General features: G+C 60.9%; 14 protein-coding genes. 8 read left to right on the plus strand and 6 right to left on the minus strand.

Going from position 1 to position 19220, the window contains the following annotated elements:
- Positions 1 to 104: 104 nt before the first annotated feature.
- Positions 105 to 1937: a long-chain fatty acid--CoA ligase gene (locus Q4D83_RS02045; RefSeq protein ID WP_303172519.1), complete on the minus strand. Its 1833-nt coding sequence runs from the start codon at positions 1935 to 1937 to the stop codon at positions 105 to 107.
- 110 nt (positions 1938 to 2047) lie between these two features.
- Between Q4D83_RS02045 and malQ the strand changes: the two genes are divergently transcribed.
- Complete coding sequence (malQ, locus tag Q4D83_RS02050; protein WP_303172522.1) at positions 2048 to 4186, plus strand: 4-alpha-glucanotransferase; 2139 nt, start codon at positions 2048 to 2050, stop codon at positions 4184 to 4186.
- A 155-nt stretch (positions 4187 to 4341) separates the two neighbouring features.
- Here malQ and Q4D83_RS02055 read toward each other — a convergent pair whose 3' ends face one another.
- Positions 4342 to 4575: a hypothetical protein gene (locus Q4D83_RS02055; protein ID WP_303172524.1), complete on the minus strand. Its 234-nt coding sequence runs from the start codon at positions 4573 to 4575 to the stop codon at positions 4342 to 4344.
- A 42-nt stretch (positions 4576 to 4617) separates the two neighbouring features.
- Entirely contained in the window at positions 4618 to 6660 is a 2043-nt protein-coding gene (locus Q4D83_RS02060; protein ID WP_303172526.1) for a M3 family metallopeptidase, read from the minus strand.
- 30 nt (positions 6661 to 6690) lie between these two features.
- Between Q4D83_RS02060 and Q4D83_RS02065 the strand changes: the two genes are divergently transcribed.
- Genes Q4D83_RS02065 through Q4D83_RS02075 form a run of 3 tightly spaced genes read left to right on the plus strand, consistent with a single transcriptional unit; the run spans position 6691 to position 10788 of the window.
- Positions 6691 to 8058 (plus strand): carboxylesterase family protein, encoded by a 1368-nt coding sequence (locus Q4D83_RS02065; RefSeq protein WP_303172528.1) that lies wholly within the window; start codon positions 6691 to 6693, stop codon positions 8056 to 8058.
- Positions 8059 to 8063: 5 nt separating this feature from the next.
- Entirely contained in the window at positions 8064 to 9614 is a 1551-nt protein-coding gene (gene treS, locus Q4D83_RS02070; protein ID WP_303172529.1) for a maltose alpha-D-glucosyltransferase, read from the plus strand.
- 10 nt (positions 9615 to 9624) lie between these two features.
- Complete coding sequence (locus tag Q4D83_RS02075; protein ID WP_303172530.1) at positions 9625 to 10788, plus strand: hypothetical protein; 1164 nt, start codon at positions 9625 to 9627, stop codon at positions 10786 to 10788.
- On the opposite strand, the gene idi is transcribed toward Q4D83_RS02075, so the two are convergent.
- On the minus strand, positions 10785 to 11336 hold the full coding sequence (idi, locus tag Q4D83_RS02080) for an isopentenyl-diphosphate Delta-isomerase (RefSeq protein ID WP_303172531.1): 552 nt from the start codon (positions 11334 to 11336) through the stop codon (positions 10785 to 10787). The genes Q4D83_RS02075 and idi overlap by 4 nt on opposite strands.
- A gap of 61 nt (positions 11337 to 11397) precedes the next feature.
- Here idi and Q4D83_RS02085 point away from each other — a divergent pair, with 61 nt between their 5' ends.
- Genes Q4D83_RS02085 through crtI form a run of 3 tightly spaced genes read left to right on the plus strand, consistent with a single transcriptional unit; the run spans position 11398 to position 14868 of the window.
- Positions 11398 to 12426 (plus strand): polyprenyl synthetase family protein, encoded by a 1029-nt coding sequence (locus tag Q4D83_RS02085; RefSeq protein WP_303172533.1) that lies wholly within the window; start codon positions 11398 to 11400, stop codon positions 12424 to 12426.
- Positions 12419 to 13294, plus strand: coding sequence for a squalene/phytoene synthase family protein (locus Q4D83_RS02090; protein WP_303172535.1), 876 nt, complete (start codon positions 12419 to 12421; stop codon positions 13292 to 13294). Before Q4D83_RS02085 ends, Q4D83_RS02090 begins: the two co-directional genes overlap by 8 nt.
- Positions 13295 to 13308: 14 nt before the next feature.
- Entirely contained in the window at positions 13309 to 14868 is a 1560-nt protein-coding gene (gene crtI / locus Q4D83_RS02095) for a phytoene desaturase family protein (protein ID WP_303172536.1), read from the plus strand.
- Here crtI and Q4D83_RS02100 read toward each other — a convergent pair.
- On the minus strand, positions 14865 to 16556 hold the full coding sequence (locus Q4D83_RS02100) for a hypothetical protein (protein ID WP_303172537.1): 1692 nt from the start codon (positions 16554 to 16556) through the stop codon (positions 14865 to 14867). The genes crtI and Q4D83_RS02100 overlap by 4 nt on opposite strands.
- Before the next feature lie 153 nt (positions 16557 to 16709).
- Entirely contained in the window at positions 16710 to 17270 is a 561-nt protein-coding gene (locus tag Q4D83_RS02105) for a hypothetical protein (RefSeq protein WP_303172539.1), read from the minus strand.
- A gap of 123 nt (positions 17271 to 17393) precedes the next feature.
- Between Q4D83_RS02105 and Q4D83_RS02110 the strand changes: the two genes are divergently transcribed.
- Positions 17394 to 19217, plus strand: a complete 1824-nt coding sequence (locus Q4D83_RS02110) for an ABC transporter ATP-binding protein (protein ID WP_303172540.1) — start codon at positions 17394 to 17396, stop codon at positions 19215 to 19217.
- Positions 19218 to 19220: the final 3 nt, after the last annotated feature.

The raw sequence follows: 19220 nt of genomic DNA on the forward strand, positions 1-19220 counted from the left end.
CAGCGTCAATATTTTCCACTTTCCAAACGAACGTAACGACGAGGGTGTGACGCCACCCCCGCGTTACCTGAATAGCTCGCGCCCTGCCGACTCAGCAGCGCGGCTTATCGCTTATATAATTGATCAATCGCATCTGCGTATCGTTGCACTACAACGTTGCGCTTGATCTTCATCGTGGGCGTCAACTCATTCTCGGCTTCCAGCAGGTCACGGTCCAAAATATAAAATTTCTTAATGGCCTCAGCGGCGGATACTTGCGCGTTCGTATCGTTAATAGCGTCCTGAATTTCGGCGCGCAGCATCGGCTCCGTGGCCAACTCCCGGACCGTTTTCTGCTCCGGAATATTGTGGTTGAGTTTCCACCGCTTTACCGCCTCCTCATCGAGGGTGATCAGAGCGCCCACAAACGGCTTGCCATCCCCCACTACCAGCGCCTGACTGATCAGCGGGTGGTTACGCAACCGGTCCTCCATGGGGCCGGGGGAGACGTTCTTGCCGCCTGCCGTAACGATCAGATCCTTTTTGCGGCCTGTGATTACGATGTGACCAGATTCAAGAATCTCACCCAGATCGCCAGTGTTGAACCAGCCGTCCTCAGTAAACGCTTCCCTGGTCGCTTCCTCGTTGTTCCAGTAGCCATCAAAGACCGTCTCGCCCCGCAACATGATTTCGCTCTCCGAGTTCACACGCACCGAAACCCCGCCGACGGGCCGCCCAACAGTGCCGATGATGTTGTCGTCGAAATTTACCGACGCCGCGGCCACCGTCTCCGTCAGCCCATACCCCTCGTATACGGTCACACCCATGCCCCGGAAGAAGTGCAACAGGTCGTGGTTCATGGAGGACCCACCCGAAATGCAATAGCGCACAGACGAGCCCATAGCCGCCCGGATCTTCGAATACACCAACCGGTCAAATGCCTTGTGCTTCACGGACAGGACGCGGGACGGCCCGTCGAGTGTATCCATAGCGCGGGAGTATTCGATAGCAACGTTTTCTGCCGCGCGAAACATGGTGCCCTTGAATTGGCCGTTATCAAACGCGTTGGCTTCCGCACCGTTCCGCACCTTTTCGAACACGCGAGGCACACCAAGGATAAGGTTAGGCCGCGCCCGCTGAAACTCCACGGTCAACGTCGAAAAATCCGACCAGTGCGACTGGGTGGCGCCACCAATCACCACCGCCAGTGACACCGCCCGCGCAAACACATGCGCCAGCGGCAAAAACGTAAGCACCCGGGTACCCGGCACCGCAATCGCGCCAATGGGATGGGTCAACAGCGCCCGCACCTCTGCGAGCCAGTTATGGTGCGTGGAACGACACCCTTTCGGCCGCCCCGTGGTGCCCGAGGTGTACACCAAGGACGCGAGATCCGTCGACCGAGTAGCATCGATGCGCTGCTGCACCTCATCGTCCGAGATGCCGCGGCCCTCAAACTTCAATGTCTGCACCGCGGAGGCGTTAATCTCCAGCACGCGGCGCAAGCGCGAAGACGAACCCTTCAGCTTTGGGTTGCCATCCGCGTCCAGCTCCAAGTGCTTCATCAAGTCCGTGTGCTCAATGGTTTCAGTGATGGCGAACACAGCGCCGGAATCCTCAATAATCCACTGCACTTGGCTCAGCGACGAAGAACTATAAATCGGAACGCTTACCGCGCCCGCCGCCCAAATCGCAAAATCGAGCAGGGACCACTCGTAGCGAGTCTCGCTGAGCAACGCGACCCGGTCCCCCTGCTGCACCCCGTTGGCGATGAGGCCTTTGGCAACCTCAAACACCTCCTCAACGAACTCTTTTGCGGTGACATTCACCCACTCAAAACTCCGCGGGCGGGTGAATAGCACCCCATACGGGCGGGCCTGCGCGGTATCGAGCAACGCCGTCAAACACGTCTCATGAGGCCCAATTTCGTAGGCTGCCGGGGTGGTGTATTCCTGCACGGTATCAAAGCTCCTTTAAGGGCAAAATATATCGGACTCCTGATAACAAACTACGCGTTTGCGCTCTACAATGCCTAGAACAAACCAATAAGGTGGCAAGATAAATATTTGTGACTTATAGAGACGAACTCAAAACCCTAGCGGCGGCTCACAGCGTTGCCACTTCTTATTACTCCTCCACAGGTGAGTATGTTGAAGTGAGCGAAGACACGCTACTGAAAACGCTCAACGCGCTAGGCGTCAACGTTGGTTTCGGCGAAAACGCGCCCACCGAAGAGGCGCTGCGCGCGGCAATCAGCGAATTCGAGGACGCCAAATTTACCCGCAGCCTGCCGCCTTGCGTGGTTGCCGTCCAAGGCGACGAACACGTATTCCCCGTGCACGTGCATGACGGATCCGAGGCGAAAGTAACCATCGAGCTGGAAAACGGCGAGGTGGTACCCGCCCATCAGGTGGAAAACTGGGCACCCGCACGCGAAATCAACGGCGTGGTCTGGGGCGAGGCCAGCTTTGCCACCCCGGGCGATCTGCCACTCGGTTGGCACACCATTCACCTGGTCACCGAGGGCCTTACCGCCTCCTGCCAGCTGGTCATTACCCCGGCGCGCCTGTCCACCGCGGATTCGCTGATTAGCAAACCCGTTTCCGGCGTGATGGCGCAACTGTACTCCGTGCGCAGCCGCCAATCCTGGGGCATGGGCGATTTCCACGACCTCGGCTCCATTGCGGAAACCACCGCCCGCGCCGCCGGTGCACAATTCCTGCTGATCAACCCGCTGCACGCTGGTGAGCCCTTCGCCCCCATCGAAGACTCCCCCTACCTGCCCACCTCCCGGCGGTTTATCAATCCCCTGTACATCCGCGTCGAAGACATCGAGGAAACCGCCGGGCTGTCGGAGGAAAACCGCGCCGAACTAGAACGCTTTGCCGAGCATTTCCGCACGCGCAACACCACCTCCGAGATGATTGAACGCAACCCCATCTTTGAGGCGAAGTTGGCGATCCTGCACAAGGTGTTCCACGTGAGCCGCTCCCCCGAGCGCGAGCAGGCTTTCCGCGAATACTGCGAGGTTGAGGGCACCGGGTTGGAGGCCTTCGCCACGTGGTGCGCCGAACGTACTATCGCCGCCGGAGCTATCGCACACAACGACGAAACAGCGGATATGGCGGAGGCGACCGACTTCTACCGTTGGCTGCAATGGATCTGCGACCAGCAACTCGGCACCGCCCAAGCACGCGCCAAAGCGGCCGGCATGAGCATCGGCATCATGGCTGACCTCGCCGTCGGCGTCCACCCCGGGGGTGCCGACGCCGCGACCCTCGCCCCCTACCTTGCCCCTTCCGCGTCCGTTGGCGCGCCGCCAGACGGATACAACCAATTCGGCCAGGACTGGTCCCAGCCGCCGTGGCACCCAGTGAAACTCGCCGAGGCTGGCTACGCCCCTTGGCGGGACATGCTGCGCACCGTACTGCGACACTCTGGCGGCATCCGCATCGACCACATTTTGGGCTTGTTCCGCCTGTGGTGGATCCCCCGCATGCAAAGCCCGATCACCGGCACCTACGTCAATTACGACCACAACGCCCTCATCGGAATCCTCGTGCTCGAGGCGGAACGCGCCGGTGCCGTGGTTATTGGCGAAGACCTCGGCACTTTCGAAGCGTGGGTCCAAGATGTGCTCACCGCCCGCGGCATCATGGGAACCTCCGTCCTCTGGTTCGAAGGCTCCCCGAACGGTGGGCCCCGCCACCAAGGCGAATACCGGCCGCTGGCACTGACCTCTGTGACCACGCACGACCTACCACCCACCGCTGGCATGCTTCACGGGGAGCACATCGAATTGCGCCATCGCCTCGGCTTGTTCACCCGCGACGTCGCGGAGGAAGATGCTGACGATCTCCGCTGGCAAAACGAAATCCTCCAGCGCATCGCCGACACCGGCAGCTTCCAAAACGGGCCGCTCGCGGACAAACACTTCTATGATTCCTCCCGCGCCGAGCGGGGCGACGCCCTCGACCTCATTGCTGGCATGCACCGCTTCATCGCCGGCACCCCGTCGGCGCTGGCATGCCTCTCACTAGTCGATCTCGTTGGCGACGTCCGCGCCCAGAACCAACCGGGCACCTGCCGCGAGCAATACCCCAACTGGTGTGTCCCCCTGTGCGATAGCACGGGCCACCCCATGCTCATCGAAGAGTTTGAAACGCACCCAGCGTTCCAAAAGGTCGCCGAAGCCGGCCGCCGCTAACACCACCGGGGATCGGGGGGGCCACGGGGGCGGCGGCTAGAACAAACTCACAAGCCAGGACACGGTAACCAGCAATAACAACACGACAAGCGCAAGCTTTACCTGCGACTTGGGATACTTATTGCCGTTCTTACGCTCTGAAGACATCGCAGCAGTTAATCGTCTTTCCCTAAGGCAACCGTCGAGTGCGGAAGCGTCTGGCCACTATGGAACAACGGATACGTCCGAGCACCAAGCATATCGATGACACGCAGCAACACAAACGCCAACAACGCGCACATCAGCACCACCGTGATCAGCACTACCGGTGCTTGAATCCACAACGGAATGCCAGTGAGCTCATGGCCGATCCAATCTAACGCATCAACCACAGGTTGGGAAATGTTCATCGTGGGCTTAAGTGTAGCGCAACCCAGATTCGGTGGACGGGGTTAGGCGAGTTCGGTACCGGCCAACCCACGGCGCTTCAACAACGGCGCCACATCCTTCGCACGACCGCGCAGCTGCTCGAATGCTTCGGTGTAGTCGCGGGCCGCGCCACGGGACAGGATCAGGTCACGGAACCGCAACCCAGCGACCCGAACGGCCTCGGCGGTAGCATCCGCGCCGGTGGCACCCTGCTCAGCAAACCAATCAAAGCCATCGGCATCTAACGCTTCCGCCCACAGGTAGGAGTAATAGCCCGCCGCATAGCCCCCGCCAAACACATGGTTGAAGTATGTGGATTGGTAACGGGGCTTCAAATGATCCACCACAAGCCCGGCCCGTTCCAAGGCCTCCCGCTCGAACTGCGCGATGTCGGAAACTTCGGCGGCCTGCTCGGGGGTCAGGGAATGCCAGGCGAGGTCGATGATTGCGGCGGCCAAATATTCGGCGGTGCCGAAGCCTTGGCCGAACAACTTCGCGGCGTCGATAGCTTCCAAGAGCGCGTCTGGGATAACTTCCCCGGTCTCCACGTGCCGCGCATAGTTTCGGACAATGGTGCGATCGAGCGCCCAGTTTTCATTGATCTGGGAAGGGAACTCCACATAGTCTCGGGGAACACTTGTTCCTGAGAACGTCGGGTAACGGACGTCTGAAAGCAGCCCGTGCAGCGCGTGCCCAAATTCGTGGAACAGCGTAGTCACCTCGTCAAGCGTCAACAGCGCCGAGGATCCATCCGCGGGCTTCGTCACGCCCATAACGTTGACCACCACGGGTTTCGTGCCCAACAGGTGTGATTGCTGCACAAAGCTAGACATCCACGCCCCGCCGCGCTTGGATGGGCGGCCGTAATAGTCTGTGAGGAACAGGCCGATGCCGCTGCCGTCCGCATCCAACACTTCCCACACCTGCACGTCCTCGCCGTACGCTTCGAGGTCGGTGCGCGGGATCACGCGGATTCCGTAGAGGCGCTCCGCGGCGTAGAACACACCGTCGGTAAGGACCTGCTCCAGCGGGAAATACTGCCGCAGCGCGTCCTCGTCAAGGCTGTAGTCCCGCGCCCGCAGCTGGGACTCCCAATAAGGCCAATCCGCGCCGGTGACTGGGGCGTCCGCGATATCGGAAATGAGTTTGTATTCACCCTGGGCGTTTACCGCCGCGGCAGGCGCCAAGTCGAACAACAATTTGCGCACGGCGTCTACGGTTTCAGCGGTCTCCTCTTCGATCACATACTCGACGTGTGAGGCGTATCCGAGCAGGGCTGCGCGCCGGGCCCGCAGCCGCACCATCTCCAACAATACCGCATCGTTGGTGCCCACGCCCCTGCGTTGCGACGCCGCGTACAACCTCCCGCGCGCCGCCGCGTCCGCGAGGTCTGTTTGGGCAGGTTGGACGGTCGGCAATTCGAGCGGAATTGCAAAACCAGTTCGACCAAGAGCTTGGGCGTCGGCGGCGGCGGAGGCACGCCGAGACTCGCTGAGCCCAGCAAGCTCGGACTCCTCAAAAGACACAGCCAACTCATTGGTAGAAGCAAGCAGGTTCCGCTGGAATTGCTCCCTTAACACGGACAGTCGTTCGTTGAGGGAGCTGAGTTCAGCCTTGCCATCCGCGGGGAGGGCGGCGCCGCGGCGTCGAAAAGCGCGCAGGAGATAGTCGTGCAGGCGTTCGGATTCTATGTCACCTTCGGGCGGGCTGACCTGCCGAATTCGGTCGTATAACGCGTGGTTTTGGTAGATGGCATCCGCATGGGCGGAAAGTTTCGGGGTGATCTCCGCGGCGATCGCATTGAGCGCATCGGAAGCGTCCGTACCGTGCAAATTAAAGAAAATCGAAGATACGCGCGACAGCGTGGTGCCGGCGCGTTCCAACGCTTCGACGGTGTTTTCCCACGTTGGGGATTCCTCGCAGGCGATAATCGCGGCGATCTCCGCGGCGTGCTCGTCCATTGCGGCAACAAAGGCGGGCAAGAAATGCGATTCGCTAATTTCAGCGAACGGCGGGAGGTTGTAGGGCAACGTCGAGGCGGTAAGCAAAGGATTCGGCATAGTCAACGATGGTACCGGCTGCTACATTCGTCAGGTATGGGACCTTCCACTTCCCGCGTGCGCTGCCTGGCAGGGCTTTTCACGGGCCGCAACCTCGGCGACATTGATACGTTTTATTCCATCCCGTACAGCCGCATATCCGACAAGTTTGCGGACGCCGAATTGCTTGACGCTGGCGAGGTGGACGCCACGCAGCCCGCCACCCGTGACGTCGCGCTCACCGTCACCCACCCCGCCGGGCTGGCCGCCGGCAGCGACGCCCCCGTGGTGGTGTTTATTCACGGCGGCCGCTACGAAGAAGGCCACCACGACGACCCCGAACTCCGTGGGGACAGTTTCGCCCGCAGTGGATGCGTGTACGTTTCGGTGGGCTATCGCCTCGGCTTCGCCGGCTTCGCACCCTTTGGCGATCAACTGCCGAGCCAGTACCGCGGCGTGACCGATTGTTTGATCGCTTTGGAATGGGTGCAGCGCAATATTGAATACTTCGGCGGCGACCCCACGAACGTGACCTTGATTGGGCAATCCGCAGGCGCGGGCATCGCCTTGTGGTTGGCTCGCAAAGACCATTATCGCGGGGCGTTTCGGCGGGTGATTGCGCTGTCCCCCGGGTACCCGAGGCAGGGGTTTGCCCAACGCGAGTGGGCGCTGCGGGTGGCATCGGGACGTTTCAACGCCGCGCGCGCACTGCCGCAGTTGAGCGCACGAACGTATCGCCGATTCCGCACGCTTTACCTCGACGATATCGCCCTCGGACCGTTTCCTTTTGACCCCCGTGAGCTTGCCTCCGTGCCGGTACTGGTGAGCAGCACCCGGGAGGAGATGTACTTGGACCCCGCGGGGCGCGCGATCGACCGAAGGGGACTAGCTCCCCTGCTGGTCCGTACGCACGGTCGCAGGATGGGGTGCCTTAACCCCTCGGAATACCTCGAATCCATGCTCAAGGAGGATCCGGCGCGGATGTATGGCCGGATGCTTGGCGATTCCGTCATCCGGCGTTGGGCCGCCGCCACGGCGGAGTACGCGAACGGACCGGTGTGGATGATGGAATTTACCGGCGACGAATCGCTGCCCGCACATCACTGCGTGGACCTACCGCTGATGTTCCACAACCTTCACACACGCCCGGCGCGGGTGGCGGAATTGCTTGGCCCGAACGCTGTGGAAACGAAGACATCGTTGTCGGATCATGTCCACGGCCTTGTGGTATCTGTCGCCCAAGGCGCTCCCCCGCCGTGGCCCGCCTACACCTCAGACGAGCGCATTTGTTATTCCATTGCGTTAACCGGGGAAACAACCCTGACACAAGACCCGCTGAAATTGGTACGCACCACCTTCCGCTTACCCGGCATTAACGCAGCTCAAGGCGGGTTTTCAGCAAATGCGGGTAAGCCGCTAATCTAGTGGGTATGTCGCCCAACCCCTTTTGGTATCGCCAAGCTGTGATGTACGAGGTGCTCGTCCGCGCCTTCCAGGATTCCGACGACGATGGCAGCGGGGACCTTCGCGGTCTGACGCAACGGTTAGACTACCTCGCCTGGCTCGGCGTGGATTGCCTGTGGCTGCCGCCGTTTTTTGACTCCCCGTTGCGGGACGGCGGCTACGATATCCGCAATTTCCACCGCGTGCTGCCGGAGTTCGGCACGGTGGCGGAATTGCAGGAACTCATCAAGCAAGCGCACGCCCGCGGCATTCGCGTGATCGCGGATTTCGTGGTGAACCACACTTCGGACGAACACCCGTGGTTTGAGGCGTCCCGCACGGACCCGGATGGGCCGTTCGGCGATTTCTACGTGTGGTCGGACACCCCCGCGAAGTATGAAGGCGCGCGCATCATCTTCGTGGACACGGAGGAATCCAACTGGACCTTCGATGAGGTTCGCGGCCAGTATTACTGGCATCGCTTTTTCCACCACCAGCCGGATCTCAACTACGAAAACCCCAAGGTGCAGGAGGCGATGCTGGATACCTTCCGGTTCTGGCTCGACTTGGGCCTTGACGGTTTCCGCCTCGACGCCGTGCCCTACCTGTTCGAACAGGAAGGCACCAACTGTGAGAACCTGCCGCTCACGCACGAATTTTTGCAACGCTGCCGCGCCGTGATCGACTCGGAATACTCCGACAAGGTACTGCTGGCGGAGGCGAACCAGTGGCCGCGCGACGTCGTGGAATACTTCGGCACCGAGGAAGCGCCGGAATGCCACATGGCCTTCCATTTTCCCTTGATGCCGCGCATTTTCATGGGTTTGGCGCAGGGCGATAGCCGCCCGATTCGCAACATTATTGCCTCCACGCCGCAACTGCCGGACAATGGCGCCCAATGGGGCATTTTCTTGCGCAACCACGACGAACTGACCTTGGAAATGGTCACCGATGAGGAACGCGCATTCATGTACCAGCATTACGCGCCGCATCCGCGCATGAAGGCGAATGTGGGGATTCGCCGCCGCTTGGCTCCCCTGCTGGAGAACGACCCTCGCCGGTTGAAACTGCTCACGGCGTTATTACTGACTCTCCCGGGCACGCCGGTGTTGTACTACGGCGACGAGATTGGCATGGGCGACATCATCGAACTTGCCGACCGCGACGGCGTGCGCACCCCCATGCAATGGACCGACCAGCCGGGCGCGGGTTTCAGCGGCGCTGCGGAAACCTACCTGCCACTGATTAGCACTGGGGAATACGCGCATTCGAAGGTGAACGTGGCGGCACAGCAGGAGGACCCAGATTCGCTGCTGCATTTCACGCGCAACATGATTGCGTTGCGGCGCTCTAATGCGGCGCTAGCAGACGGCGAGTTTAGCTTGCTCCCCGCTGCCGACCCGGCGATCTTAGCCTTCCTTCGGACCCACGAAAACACGGCTACTAGCTGCTACTTTAACCTTTCCGACCGCGAAGTTTCTGGCCTCATCGCCGACCAGCACGAAACGCTCGCTCCGTACGAATTCCGCATTTCCTAGGACGCCCCGCATGCACACCGAACTCGCCGAAAAACTGCAACACAGCCGCTTCTACGGTTCGAAAACACAGACGATTACCGGCGTGGAGGTTGTGCAAAGTCAGCCGTTGGGTTCCGCCACGCACTGCATCGTACGCGCCAGCCGCAACGGCGACAGCGACCTCTACCAACTGTGTATCGACGCCGCGTCCAACGACGTCTTCGCAACCGAAGACGTGGTGAACCATTACGGCGCAGCTCTGCAGGATGGTTCGGTCATGGGCACGGTGCATGCGCGGCGCACACCACTCCTTCCCGCGAACGCCACGGGACGCAGCCTCGGCGCGGAGCAATCGAACACTTCGCTGGTGTTCGGTGGGGAATTGCTGGTCAAGGTATTCCGAAAATTGCAGCCGGGTATCAACCCCGATGTGGAACTACTCAATGGCTTGGCCGAAACCGGGTGCGAATATGTGCCAAGGTTGCAGGGTTGGGTGAGCCAGCACATTGACGGCCAAGAATACGTCACGGCCCTGCTACAAGATTTTGCGGCTGGGTCGCGCCCCGGTTGGGATACCGCACTTGAGTTCGCCAACGAGGGGCGCTCCTTCGCAGCGGAAGCGAAACTCCTTGGACGTGCAACCGCCGCGGTACACGAAGACCTCGCCAAGTTCTTTGGTACCCAAACGGTCCCTGGCCGGGCGCTTGCCCACAAATTGCACACGCGCCTGAATTCGTTGGCAGACGAGATCCCCCAGCTCCGCGAGTTCGCGCCGCACGCCGCGAAACTCTATGACGCGGTATCGGACGCCGAAGCCACCATGCAGCGGGTGCACGGTGACTACCACCTCGGCCAAGTGTTGCGCACGGCGGATCGATATCTTCTCATCGACTTCGAAGGCGAACCGGCGCGGCCGCTAGCGGAACGCCGGCAAATGGATTGCGCGGTGCGTGACCTCGCGGGCATGATGCGCTCCTTCGACTACGCCGCCCAACTGGCCACCGACGCACCTTCCGGCTGGGCTGATGAGGCGAGCGCCGCCCTGCTGGAAGGTTACGGTGGGGACCATCAAGCGCTGATGAACGCGTACCTCATGGACAAGCTACTGTACGAAGTAGCCTACGAGCTCAACAACCGCCCCGATTGGGCTTACATTCCGCTCGGCGGGCTCGCCCGCCTGCTGCGCAGCCTTTAGGTCAACTGTGCTACCAACCTGGGGTCGGCAAGTTGTTCGACCATCCAGGGGCTAAATCCGTGCGGGGACGTACGCACCCGGCGCAGCACCTCATCCACAGCAACCCACTCAAACTCTTTCACCTCCGCCGGGCGGGGCGCCACCAACTCCACATCGCGCACATGTGCGGTATACACCGGGCAGATTTCCCACTCCATCACCCCGGAGGCATCTACTGCGCGGTAGGAAAAATCCGGTACGGCGAGCTGGACGTCGAAAAGTTCGCCGACGTGCACACCAAGCTCCTGGAACGCGCGACGATGCAATGCATGTTCGGTAGCTTCGCCGGGGCCGGGATGGCCGCAGAAACTGTTGGTCCACACGCCCGGCCACGTGGCTTTCCCCAGCGCGCGGCGAGTAAGCAGCAACCGCCCGTCCGCACCCTGAAGATAGCAGGAAAATGCCAGGTGAAGCGGTGTTTCATGCGTGTGAACTGTAGCTTTATCTGCTGTTCCGGTGGGGTTACCGTCGGCGTCACACAAGACGACGAACTCCGTACTGTCGGTCATGGACTCCACCCTACCGGGGTGAAGCGTTGCCGTTGACCGAAACCATGAGACAATACCTATCATGCCCGAGCTTCCCGCCCCGTTTGTCGCAAGAACCGCCGCATCCACGGCTTTTCTGCAGCATACGCTTCAGCGCATGGTGGCTCGCGTCGCCGAATACAACACCGATATCGCACAAGCATACGAGCATGCGATGCGGATTGCGGTGGGCGGCAAGCACCTCCGCGCCACCCTGGTCCATGTCGGCGCCGACCGGCCTATCGACGCCCCACCCCACGCCGCCGACACCGCCGTCGCCGCCGCATTCGACTTACTCCACGCATCCTTTCTCATCCTGGACGATGTGATCGACGCCGATGAAACCCGGCGCGGTTACCCCACCATCCACGCCGCGGCCAGAGACCGCTCCGGAAACGCACACTATGGCGAATCCGTGGCGATCCTTGCAGGCACGGCAGCGCTGAATACTGCCACCCACATCGTGGCCAATTGCGGCGCCAACGCGGACATCACGCTCCGCGTACTCACTGAGTTTACGGAGGCCACGGAGGATTCCATGATCGGCGAGTTTATGGATATCCATCATTCCCTGCCCCACGTCACCCCGTCGGATCGATCGATCCACCTCGCCTCTCGGCTCAAAACATCCGCCTACTCTTTCGAAGCGCCGCTTGCGTGCGGAGCGCTGCTCGGCGGTCATGCGGAACGCGGAGAACAATTGGTGCGGATCGGCAGGCATCTGGGTACCGCGTACCAAATGGCCGACGACCTGCAATCGGTGTTCGGCTCGCCCGCGCGCACCGGCAAGGACCCCGCCGGAGATCTACTTCATGGGCGCGCCACCCCGCTGATCGCCACGGCGCGGGCCACCCCACACTGGCCGAAAATCGAACAAGCTATCACCACTCAGGATTGGGAACAGGCGCGCGAATTGTTCCGCGAGTGCGGTGCCGCAGCACGCTCCGCCCAACGCGCGGCAGACCACCTAGATACCGCAGCCGCGCTGGCGGCCGACACCCCACTGTCAACGCCAGCGCAGGCGGTACTTACGGTGGTCGGAGCGGCGATCAGGGAGAACACCCGTGTCTGAGCAACACCACCCACCTGCGCTATTTAGTGCAATGTCCGAACGGGCAGCCGCCGGGGTGATGGCGCACTATTCCACCAGTTTTTCACTCGCTACCCAACTACTCTCCCCGCGCATGCGAGCAGATGTTCGCAACCTCTATGCGGTAGTGCGCATCGCGGACGAAATTGTTGACGGCGCGGCTGCCGGCGTCGCAAGTACAGAAATTGCGCACGAACTCACATTGTTCCGCCAAGCGGTGTTTCGGGGCTGCGCACTTGGTTTTTCTAGCAACCCGATCATTCACGCGTTTGCCGCCACGTTTCGGCGCTGCCGCATCGCCGAGGCGCAACTCGAATCCTTTTTTGATTCCATGGAGCGCGATCTAGGCCAAACCACACACACCGCCGAATCCCGCGCCGACTATGTATACGGTTCCGCGGAGGTTATCGGCCTCATGTGCCTCGCAATCTTTACCGCCAATGACCCCTTACTACCTGCGGATAAACCCCGCGCGGAAAGCGGGGCGCGGGCGCTCGGCGCGGCGTTTCAAAACATTAATTTTCTGCGCGATTTGGCCACCGACCGCGATTTGCTGGGCCGTACCTACCTCACGGACGACCAACCATTTGATGACGCCGCAAAGGATGCGATCATCGCGGAAATCCGCGCCGACCTACGCACCGCATACGATGCGATCCCGCTACTCCCCCGCGCCGCCCGCACTGGCGTGCTCACGGCGTATTACATGTTTGATGAGCTGACGCGGCGCCTTGAAGCGGCCCCCGCCAGCGTGGTTGCCACTAGCAGGATCCGCGTGCCGGGTACGGTGAAAGCAGCGCTCACTGCCCGCGCGATTGCCCACGCTCCGCGCCTTGGCTCCCCTCGGTGAAAGGAATTCCACTGATGAATACCTCCCAACCCCGCAGCATCGTCATCGGCGGTGGTATCGCCGGGCTCGCCACGGCGGCCCTATTGGCGCATCGCGGGCACGACGTCACCCTCGTCGAACAAACCGATCAACTGGGCGGCCGCGCGGGCAGGCACCAAGCGCACGGATTCACCTGGGACACGGGCCCCAGCTGGTACCTCATGCCGGAGGCCTTCGAACATTTCTTCACTCAATTGGGGACCAGTGCCGATGCGGAACTAGAGTTGGTGCGATTGGAACCCGCCTACCGAGTATTCCCAGAACACGCGGAACCGATGGACGTCGTCACGGGCAACGCCGAAGAACTCTTCGAATCGCTGGAGGTCGGAGCGGGTGAGAAACTAGCCACATATCTGCGCCATGCGGAGCTCACCTACCGCACCGCTCTTGATCAATTCCTCTACACCACGTTTTCCTCCCTTCGCCCGTATCTAAAACTCCGCTTGTTGCGACGCGCAACGTTGCTGAAACGGCTGCTCACCACGAGCCTCAAGGATTGGGTGGAGCGGGAGTTCACCCACCCCGTACTGCGGCAAATCCTGCAATACCCTGCGGTGTTTTTATCCTCCGATCCTGCGCGCACGCCCGCGATGTACCACTTACTTAGCCACACCGACCTCACCGACGGTGTGTACTACCCGCTCGGCGGCTTCAACGCGGTGGTGGATGCGTTAGTACGGCTCGCCACGGAGGCAGGGGCGACGCTGCGAACCAATTGCACAGCGGAAGAGATTTTGTGCGATCCCGGGTTTGTTACCGGCCGCCGCCACGCGGTCCGCGGTGTGCGCATCCGCCACACCGATGACAGGGTGGAAACCCTGCATGCCGATACCGTCGTCTCCTGCGCTGACCTGCATCACACCGAACACGCGCTGCTGGAGCCCGGTTTTCGCAGCTATCCGGAACGCAGTTGGAAGCGCCGAGACCCCGGCATCAGCGTCATCGTCGCCCTCCTCGGCGTGGAGGGCAAGCTACCGGAGTTGTTGCACCACCAACTCTTGCTCTCGGCAGATTGGGACGCTGATTTTGATGCCATGTTCCGCACTGGCGGGGTGTCCCGCTCGCTGTACGTGAGTAAGACGTCCGCGACGGATCCTAGTGTGGCCCCCGAAGGGTGCGAAAACCTGTTCGTATTGATCCCGGTCGCGCCGGATCCGGACTTGGGTTCCGGTTCGCTGTACGCGGCGGACGGTATCGCCGACCCGCGAGTCGATCGGGCGATCGACGAAGCCATTGCGATGATTGCCCACCGTGCGGGCATCCCCGATCTTGCGGACCGGATCGTGAGCAGGCACAGTATCGGGCCAACGGACTACGCGGAACGTTTCAACGCCTGGCAGGCGGGAGCCATTGGGCCCGCGCACACGCTGCGACAATCCGCGTTCCTGCGCGGCAGTAATGCCTCAATAAAGGTCGCCGGTTTGTACTACGCTGGCGCAACCACGGTGCCGGGCGTAGGCGTACCCATGTGCCTGATCAGCGCGGAAAATGTGCTCAAGCGCATCGACGGGGATACCTCCGTCGGGCCCGCCTAACCAGGTTGGCGCACCCACGCGCCAATGGGCCCGTCGAGGACGGGCTTGAGCTCCCCAATGAGATCATTCACGTTTTTGTTGCGCTCAAGTTTGTTGCGGCTTCGCTTCTGTTTGCCCTGTTGGGCCGCATGATGCGGCGCCCCACCCGCCATTGGCATGCCGCCCATGTATCCGCCGCGCGTGCCCGTTGCCACCGTGTTTGAACTTGTCGAGGCGGTGGGGACCGGGGAGCTGCCAAAACTGGGCCCTGGGCCGGCTGGTGAATTTCCCGTCAGCCCACCAATGGGGGCACTATGGCCACGCTTGTTCCATGCTCCCATGAGCGGCGTACCCATCGCCCCCGACATGGGCATGGGGGCGGCCGCGCCGCCCGACGGCGTGGTGGCACCATTGATTGGGCCAGGTGGTGCGGCGTGTTTGCCGTACATCGGTGCGGAATCAATCCCGTTCATACCGGACCTGCTGATCGGCTGCTGTGGGCCAACCAGCGGCATCGGAGCAGCCCCGAACGGCGACGGCGAGTATCCGGGCGTTGGCGCGGGAGTTCCAGCGAACCCAAGGGTGTGTGGTGGTGTCGGCGGATGCAATAGGTCAGGGCCCACACCAGCTTGTTGGGTGCCTATGCCGCCGAAAAGCCTGTGTATCCCATCAACCACCTGCCCTACCGCGCCCAGTGTGGAACCAATCGTGGGCTGGCCGTACGGGGTAGGCGCCGCAGTACCGACGCGCAACGCTGGCCCGATGTTCAAAGGCTGACCGCTGCCAGCCACGGAACCGAAACCCGCCTCAATAGGCTGGCCCCCAGCAGGGTTCCATTGCGAAGCCGTGCTTTGGGCACTATCCATCAGCCCACCAATGGGCGGCACGCCACCTTGAAGGGCTGCGGGGAATTCTCCACCCATAAAGCCAGCGAGAAATTCCTGTTCGGCAGCCTTTTGCGCCACTGGGTCAGGGATCGCATCAATCCCGGCTTTCGCGGTGACGGCTTGTTGCTGGCCCCACGTGGTGACCGCATCCACGTGATTCAGCGTGGCGGCCATGGTCGCAGCATTCGCCGCAAAATCCTTACCCACTTCAACCACTTTGGTGATGATCTCCACAGCGCGCTGAAAAATATCGCCCGTATTGCAGGTAAGCAATTCGTCGGCGATACCGGCAAGTCGGGTGACCACATCGAGGATTTCACCGGACATCATGCTCCAGGCCTGGCACGCCTGCCGAATCACATCGAGTTTAGTGCCGGCGAATGCCGAGATGAGTTGATCCAGACTGGTCACCACACCAGCGGCGGCGGGTGCCGCAAACGTAAACGGATGGAATTCCATGGGTGGACGCTGCGGAAAGCTCACACATTCAGTTCCGATATCGCCGCCTTGATCGGCGATGTCCATGGCGCGGGAGTTGCAATCCTCCTGGCTCGCAAGCGCCTCAATGCTCGCGGCCAGCGCCTTGGAAATCCAATTGACGTGCTGTTTATAGCAGGCGAGCACGTCCGCCGCGGAGCCGACGCCGCCGCACAGTACTTGCCCGTGGGAGGCGCCTAATTGGTCAAGGCCCGGCACTGCCGAAAAGGAGCTGTCCAGCTGCCCTTCGAACGCGTGCCGCACGGTGCCTTCAAGCAGGTTGGCAATGTCTTGGATTTGACAGGCCAGGCCCATCCCAGACTCCGGGACAAAATCGAGTTCCATGGAATTCCACCTCGCAGCGCGCGCTCCAACGTCACATGATCACGGCTTGGCACAAACCAGCAGATTTCTTGACCAACCCGCTTGCCGAATTAGACGAACGAGGAACCCAACGCGGTTCCATGGAGCAGCGCAGCCCACCCCGCAACGGGGGCACTAGCCGACAAGGCTGCCGCGGAAGACGACGTTACCTACCTTGAGCTCGGAGGAATACAAATTACCGATTGTCGTGTTGAAAGCATACGTAATGGTAGTTTTGGCGCCCACGCCCAAAGGCAAATCGAGGCCAGACTCCACGCCGGAGGAATCCTTATCCAAGGGTTCCACTTCGGTGACATTTCCGGAATAGTCTTTCAACTTCAATGTTGCTGACTTCACAGCATCAGGAGGGAGTGGAACATCATTCAGATTCTTGATATAAAGGCTCACTGCCACGCCGCCATACGGGGCAACCTGTGCTCCTACGAGTGTCCATTCCACATTTAACCCAGGATCGTGGTGGTTGCCGTAAATTTCATCGACAATCACGTCGTCCACATCCTTGGCGCTAAACGTAGGTTTAGAAACGGCGCTGGCAGACACTGTTGACTCAGCCGATTCCGCATCCGCTGTGTCATCCTTTCCGCCAAATGCGCTGCAACCTGCGAGGACTAGTGCGGACGTAACTAGGATTCCAGCACCAACCAACAACGTTTTGCGTGCATTGTTTCCTCTCATGCACACGTCTCCCTTCCGGCGGCCAATGACCTCATCCAAATATTCTAATACGCGCAACTTATCTCGTGGTTAGCCCGCGTCCTCCCAGCTGCGCCCATACAAGAAAAAGACGAAAGCTCTCCCGTGCGTTCCCTAACAAAAATTTTGCGCGATGCCAGCACATTGTGGCCGTTGTATGTGGGTGTGATCATCACATCACTCACCACTGCGGGGCTGGCGCTAGTCACCCCGTTTATCATTCGCACGGCTACGGATACCATCGTGGCGTCGATAAGCGGACAACAGTCCGCACCCGACGCGATGCAGGTGATTCTGTGGCTAGCGGCCGCATTGCTGGCGGCGGAAATCGCGCATAGCCTGGTGTTTAACATCGGCGGCTACCTCGGCGACGTCCTCGCTGCGCGGCTCAAGCAGATACTGTCCACGCGGTACTTTGCCAAGCTGCTCAGCCTGCCGCAACAGTATTTTGACAAGCAGGTCACCGGCACCATTGTGGCCAGGCTAGACCGCTCAGTAAACTCCGTCACGCAGTGCTTCCAGGCGTTTACCAACAACTTTTTCCCCATGCTGCTTACCGTGGCGGCCGTCCTCGGCATCACCGCGTGGTACTACTGGCCAATCGCCGTGCTGCTCGCCATCGTGTTTCCGGTTTACATGTGGCTCACCACCATGACCAGCACCCGATGGCAAACCATCGAAGGGGAAAAGAACAAAAACATCGACATCGCGGACGGCAGATTCGCCGAGGTGATCGGTCAAACCAAAACCGTCAAATCGTTCGTTACGGAATTGCTCGAGCTGGGCTCCTTTGCCCGACGCTACGGCAACACGATAGGGCTGACCCGCACACAATCGAAATACTGGCACCGCATGGATTTCCTACGCGGCGCCGCGCTCAACATCCTGTTTTTCGGAATCTACGCCCTGCTTTTTACCCGCACCTTATCCGGGCATTTTTCCATCGGTGACATGGTGATGTTGATCCAGCTGGTCACCATGGCGCGCCAACCAGTGTTTATGATGAGCTACCTGGTGGATATCTCGCAGCGCGCCATCGCCGGCTCAAAGGACTACTTCGAGGTAATGTCCACGGACCCAGAACCTACCGCAGACCCGCAGCTGGTGGCGGCAACCGCTACATCTGACGTGCCACAGCTCCGTCCCACCCCATTGGAACCCCTACCGCCTGCCGAACCTGTGTTGGAACTGAATAATGTTTCCTTCGGCTATCCGGGCGATAAGGAAGTCATCCACGGGGTTTCGTTCGTGGCGCGCCGCGGGCAGCGAATCGCTTTGGTGGGCGAATCGGGCGGCGGGAAGTCCACGCTAGTCAACCTCATTCTCGGCCTCTATGCCCCAAGCTCCGGAGAGCTCAAGGTATGCGGGCAGGACGTCAAACAACTGTCCGCGTCGAAATTGCGGGCTTCGGTTGGTGTGGTGTTCCAAGAGGCGAGCCTGTTTTCCGGCACCATCCGGGAAAACATCGCTTACGGTAAGCCGCACGCCACACAGGCGGAAGTCATTGCCGCCGCGCAACGCGCCAACGCGCATGATTTCATCGTGGGTTTCGAGGACGGGTACGACACTGTTGTCGGTGAGCGCGGTGTGCGGTTGTCGGGCGGGCAGAAGCAGCGCATCGCGGTGGCGCGCGCCATGCTCAAGGACGCCCCTGTGCTGGTGTTAGACGAGGCGACCTCCGCGCTGGATACCCGCAGCGAACTCGCCGTGCAGCAAGGCCTGGACGAACTCATGGCCGATCGCACCACGTTGATTATTGCGCACCGGTTGTCCACCATTGCTGGCGTAGACACGATTGTGACGCTGCGCGATGGGCACATTGATGAGATCGGCTCGCCGCAGCATCTTGCCACCACTGGCGGTATATATGCGCAGCTCTTGGCGCTGACCGATGCGGAACAGCTGAAAGCCTTTGAGTTGCGCAGTTAAAGT

It is taken from the genome of Corynebacterium sp. (genome assembly GCF_030532715.1).
Taxonomy (GTDB): domain Bacteria; phylum Actinomycetota; class Actinomycetes; order Mycobacteriales; family Mycobacteriaceae; genus Corynebacterium.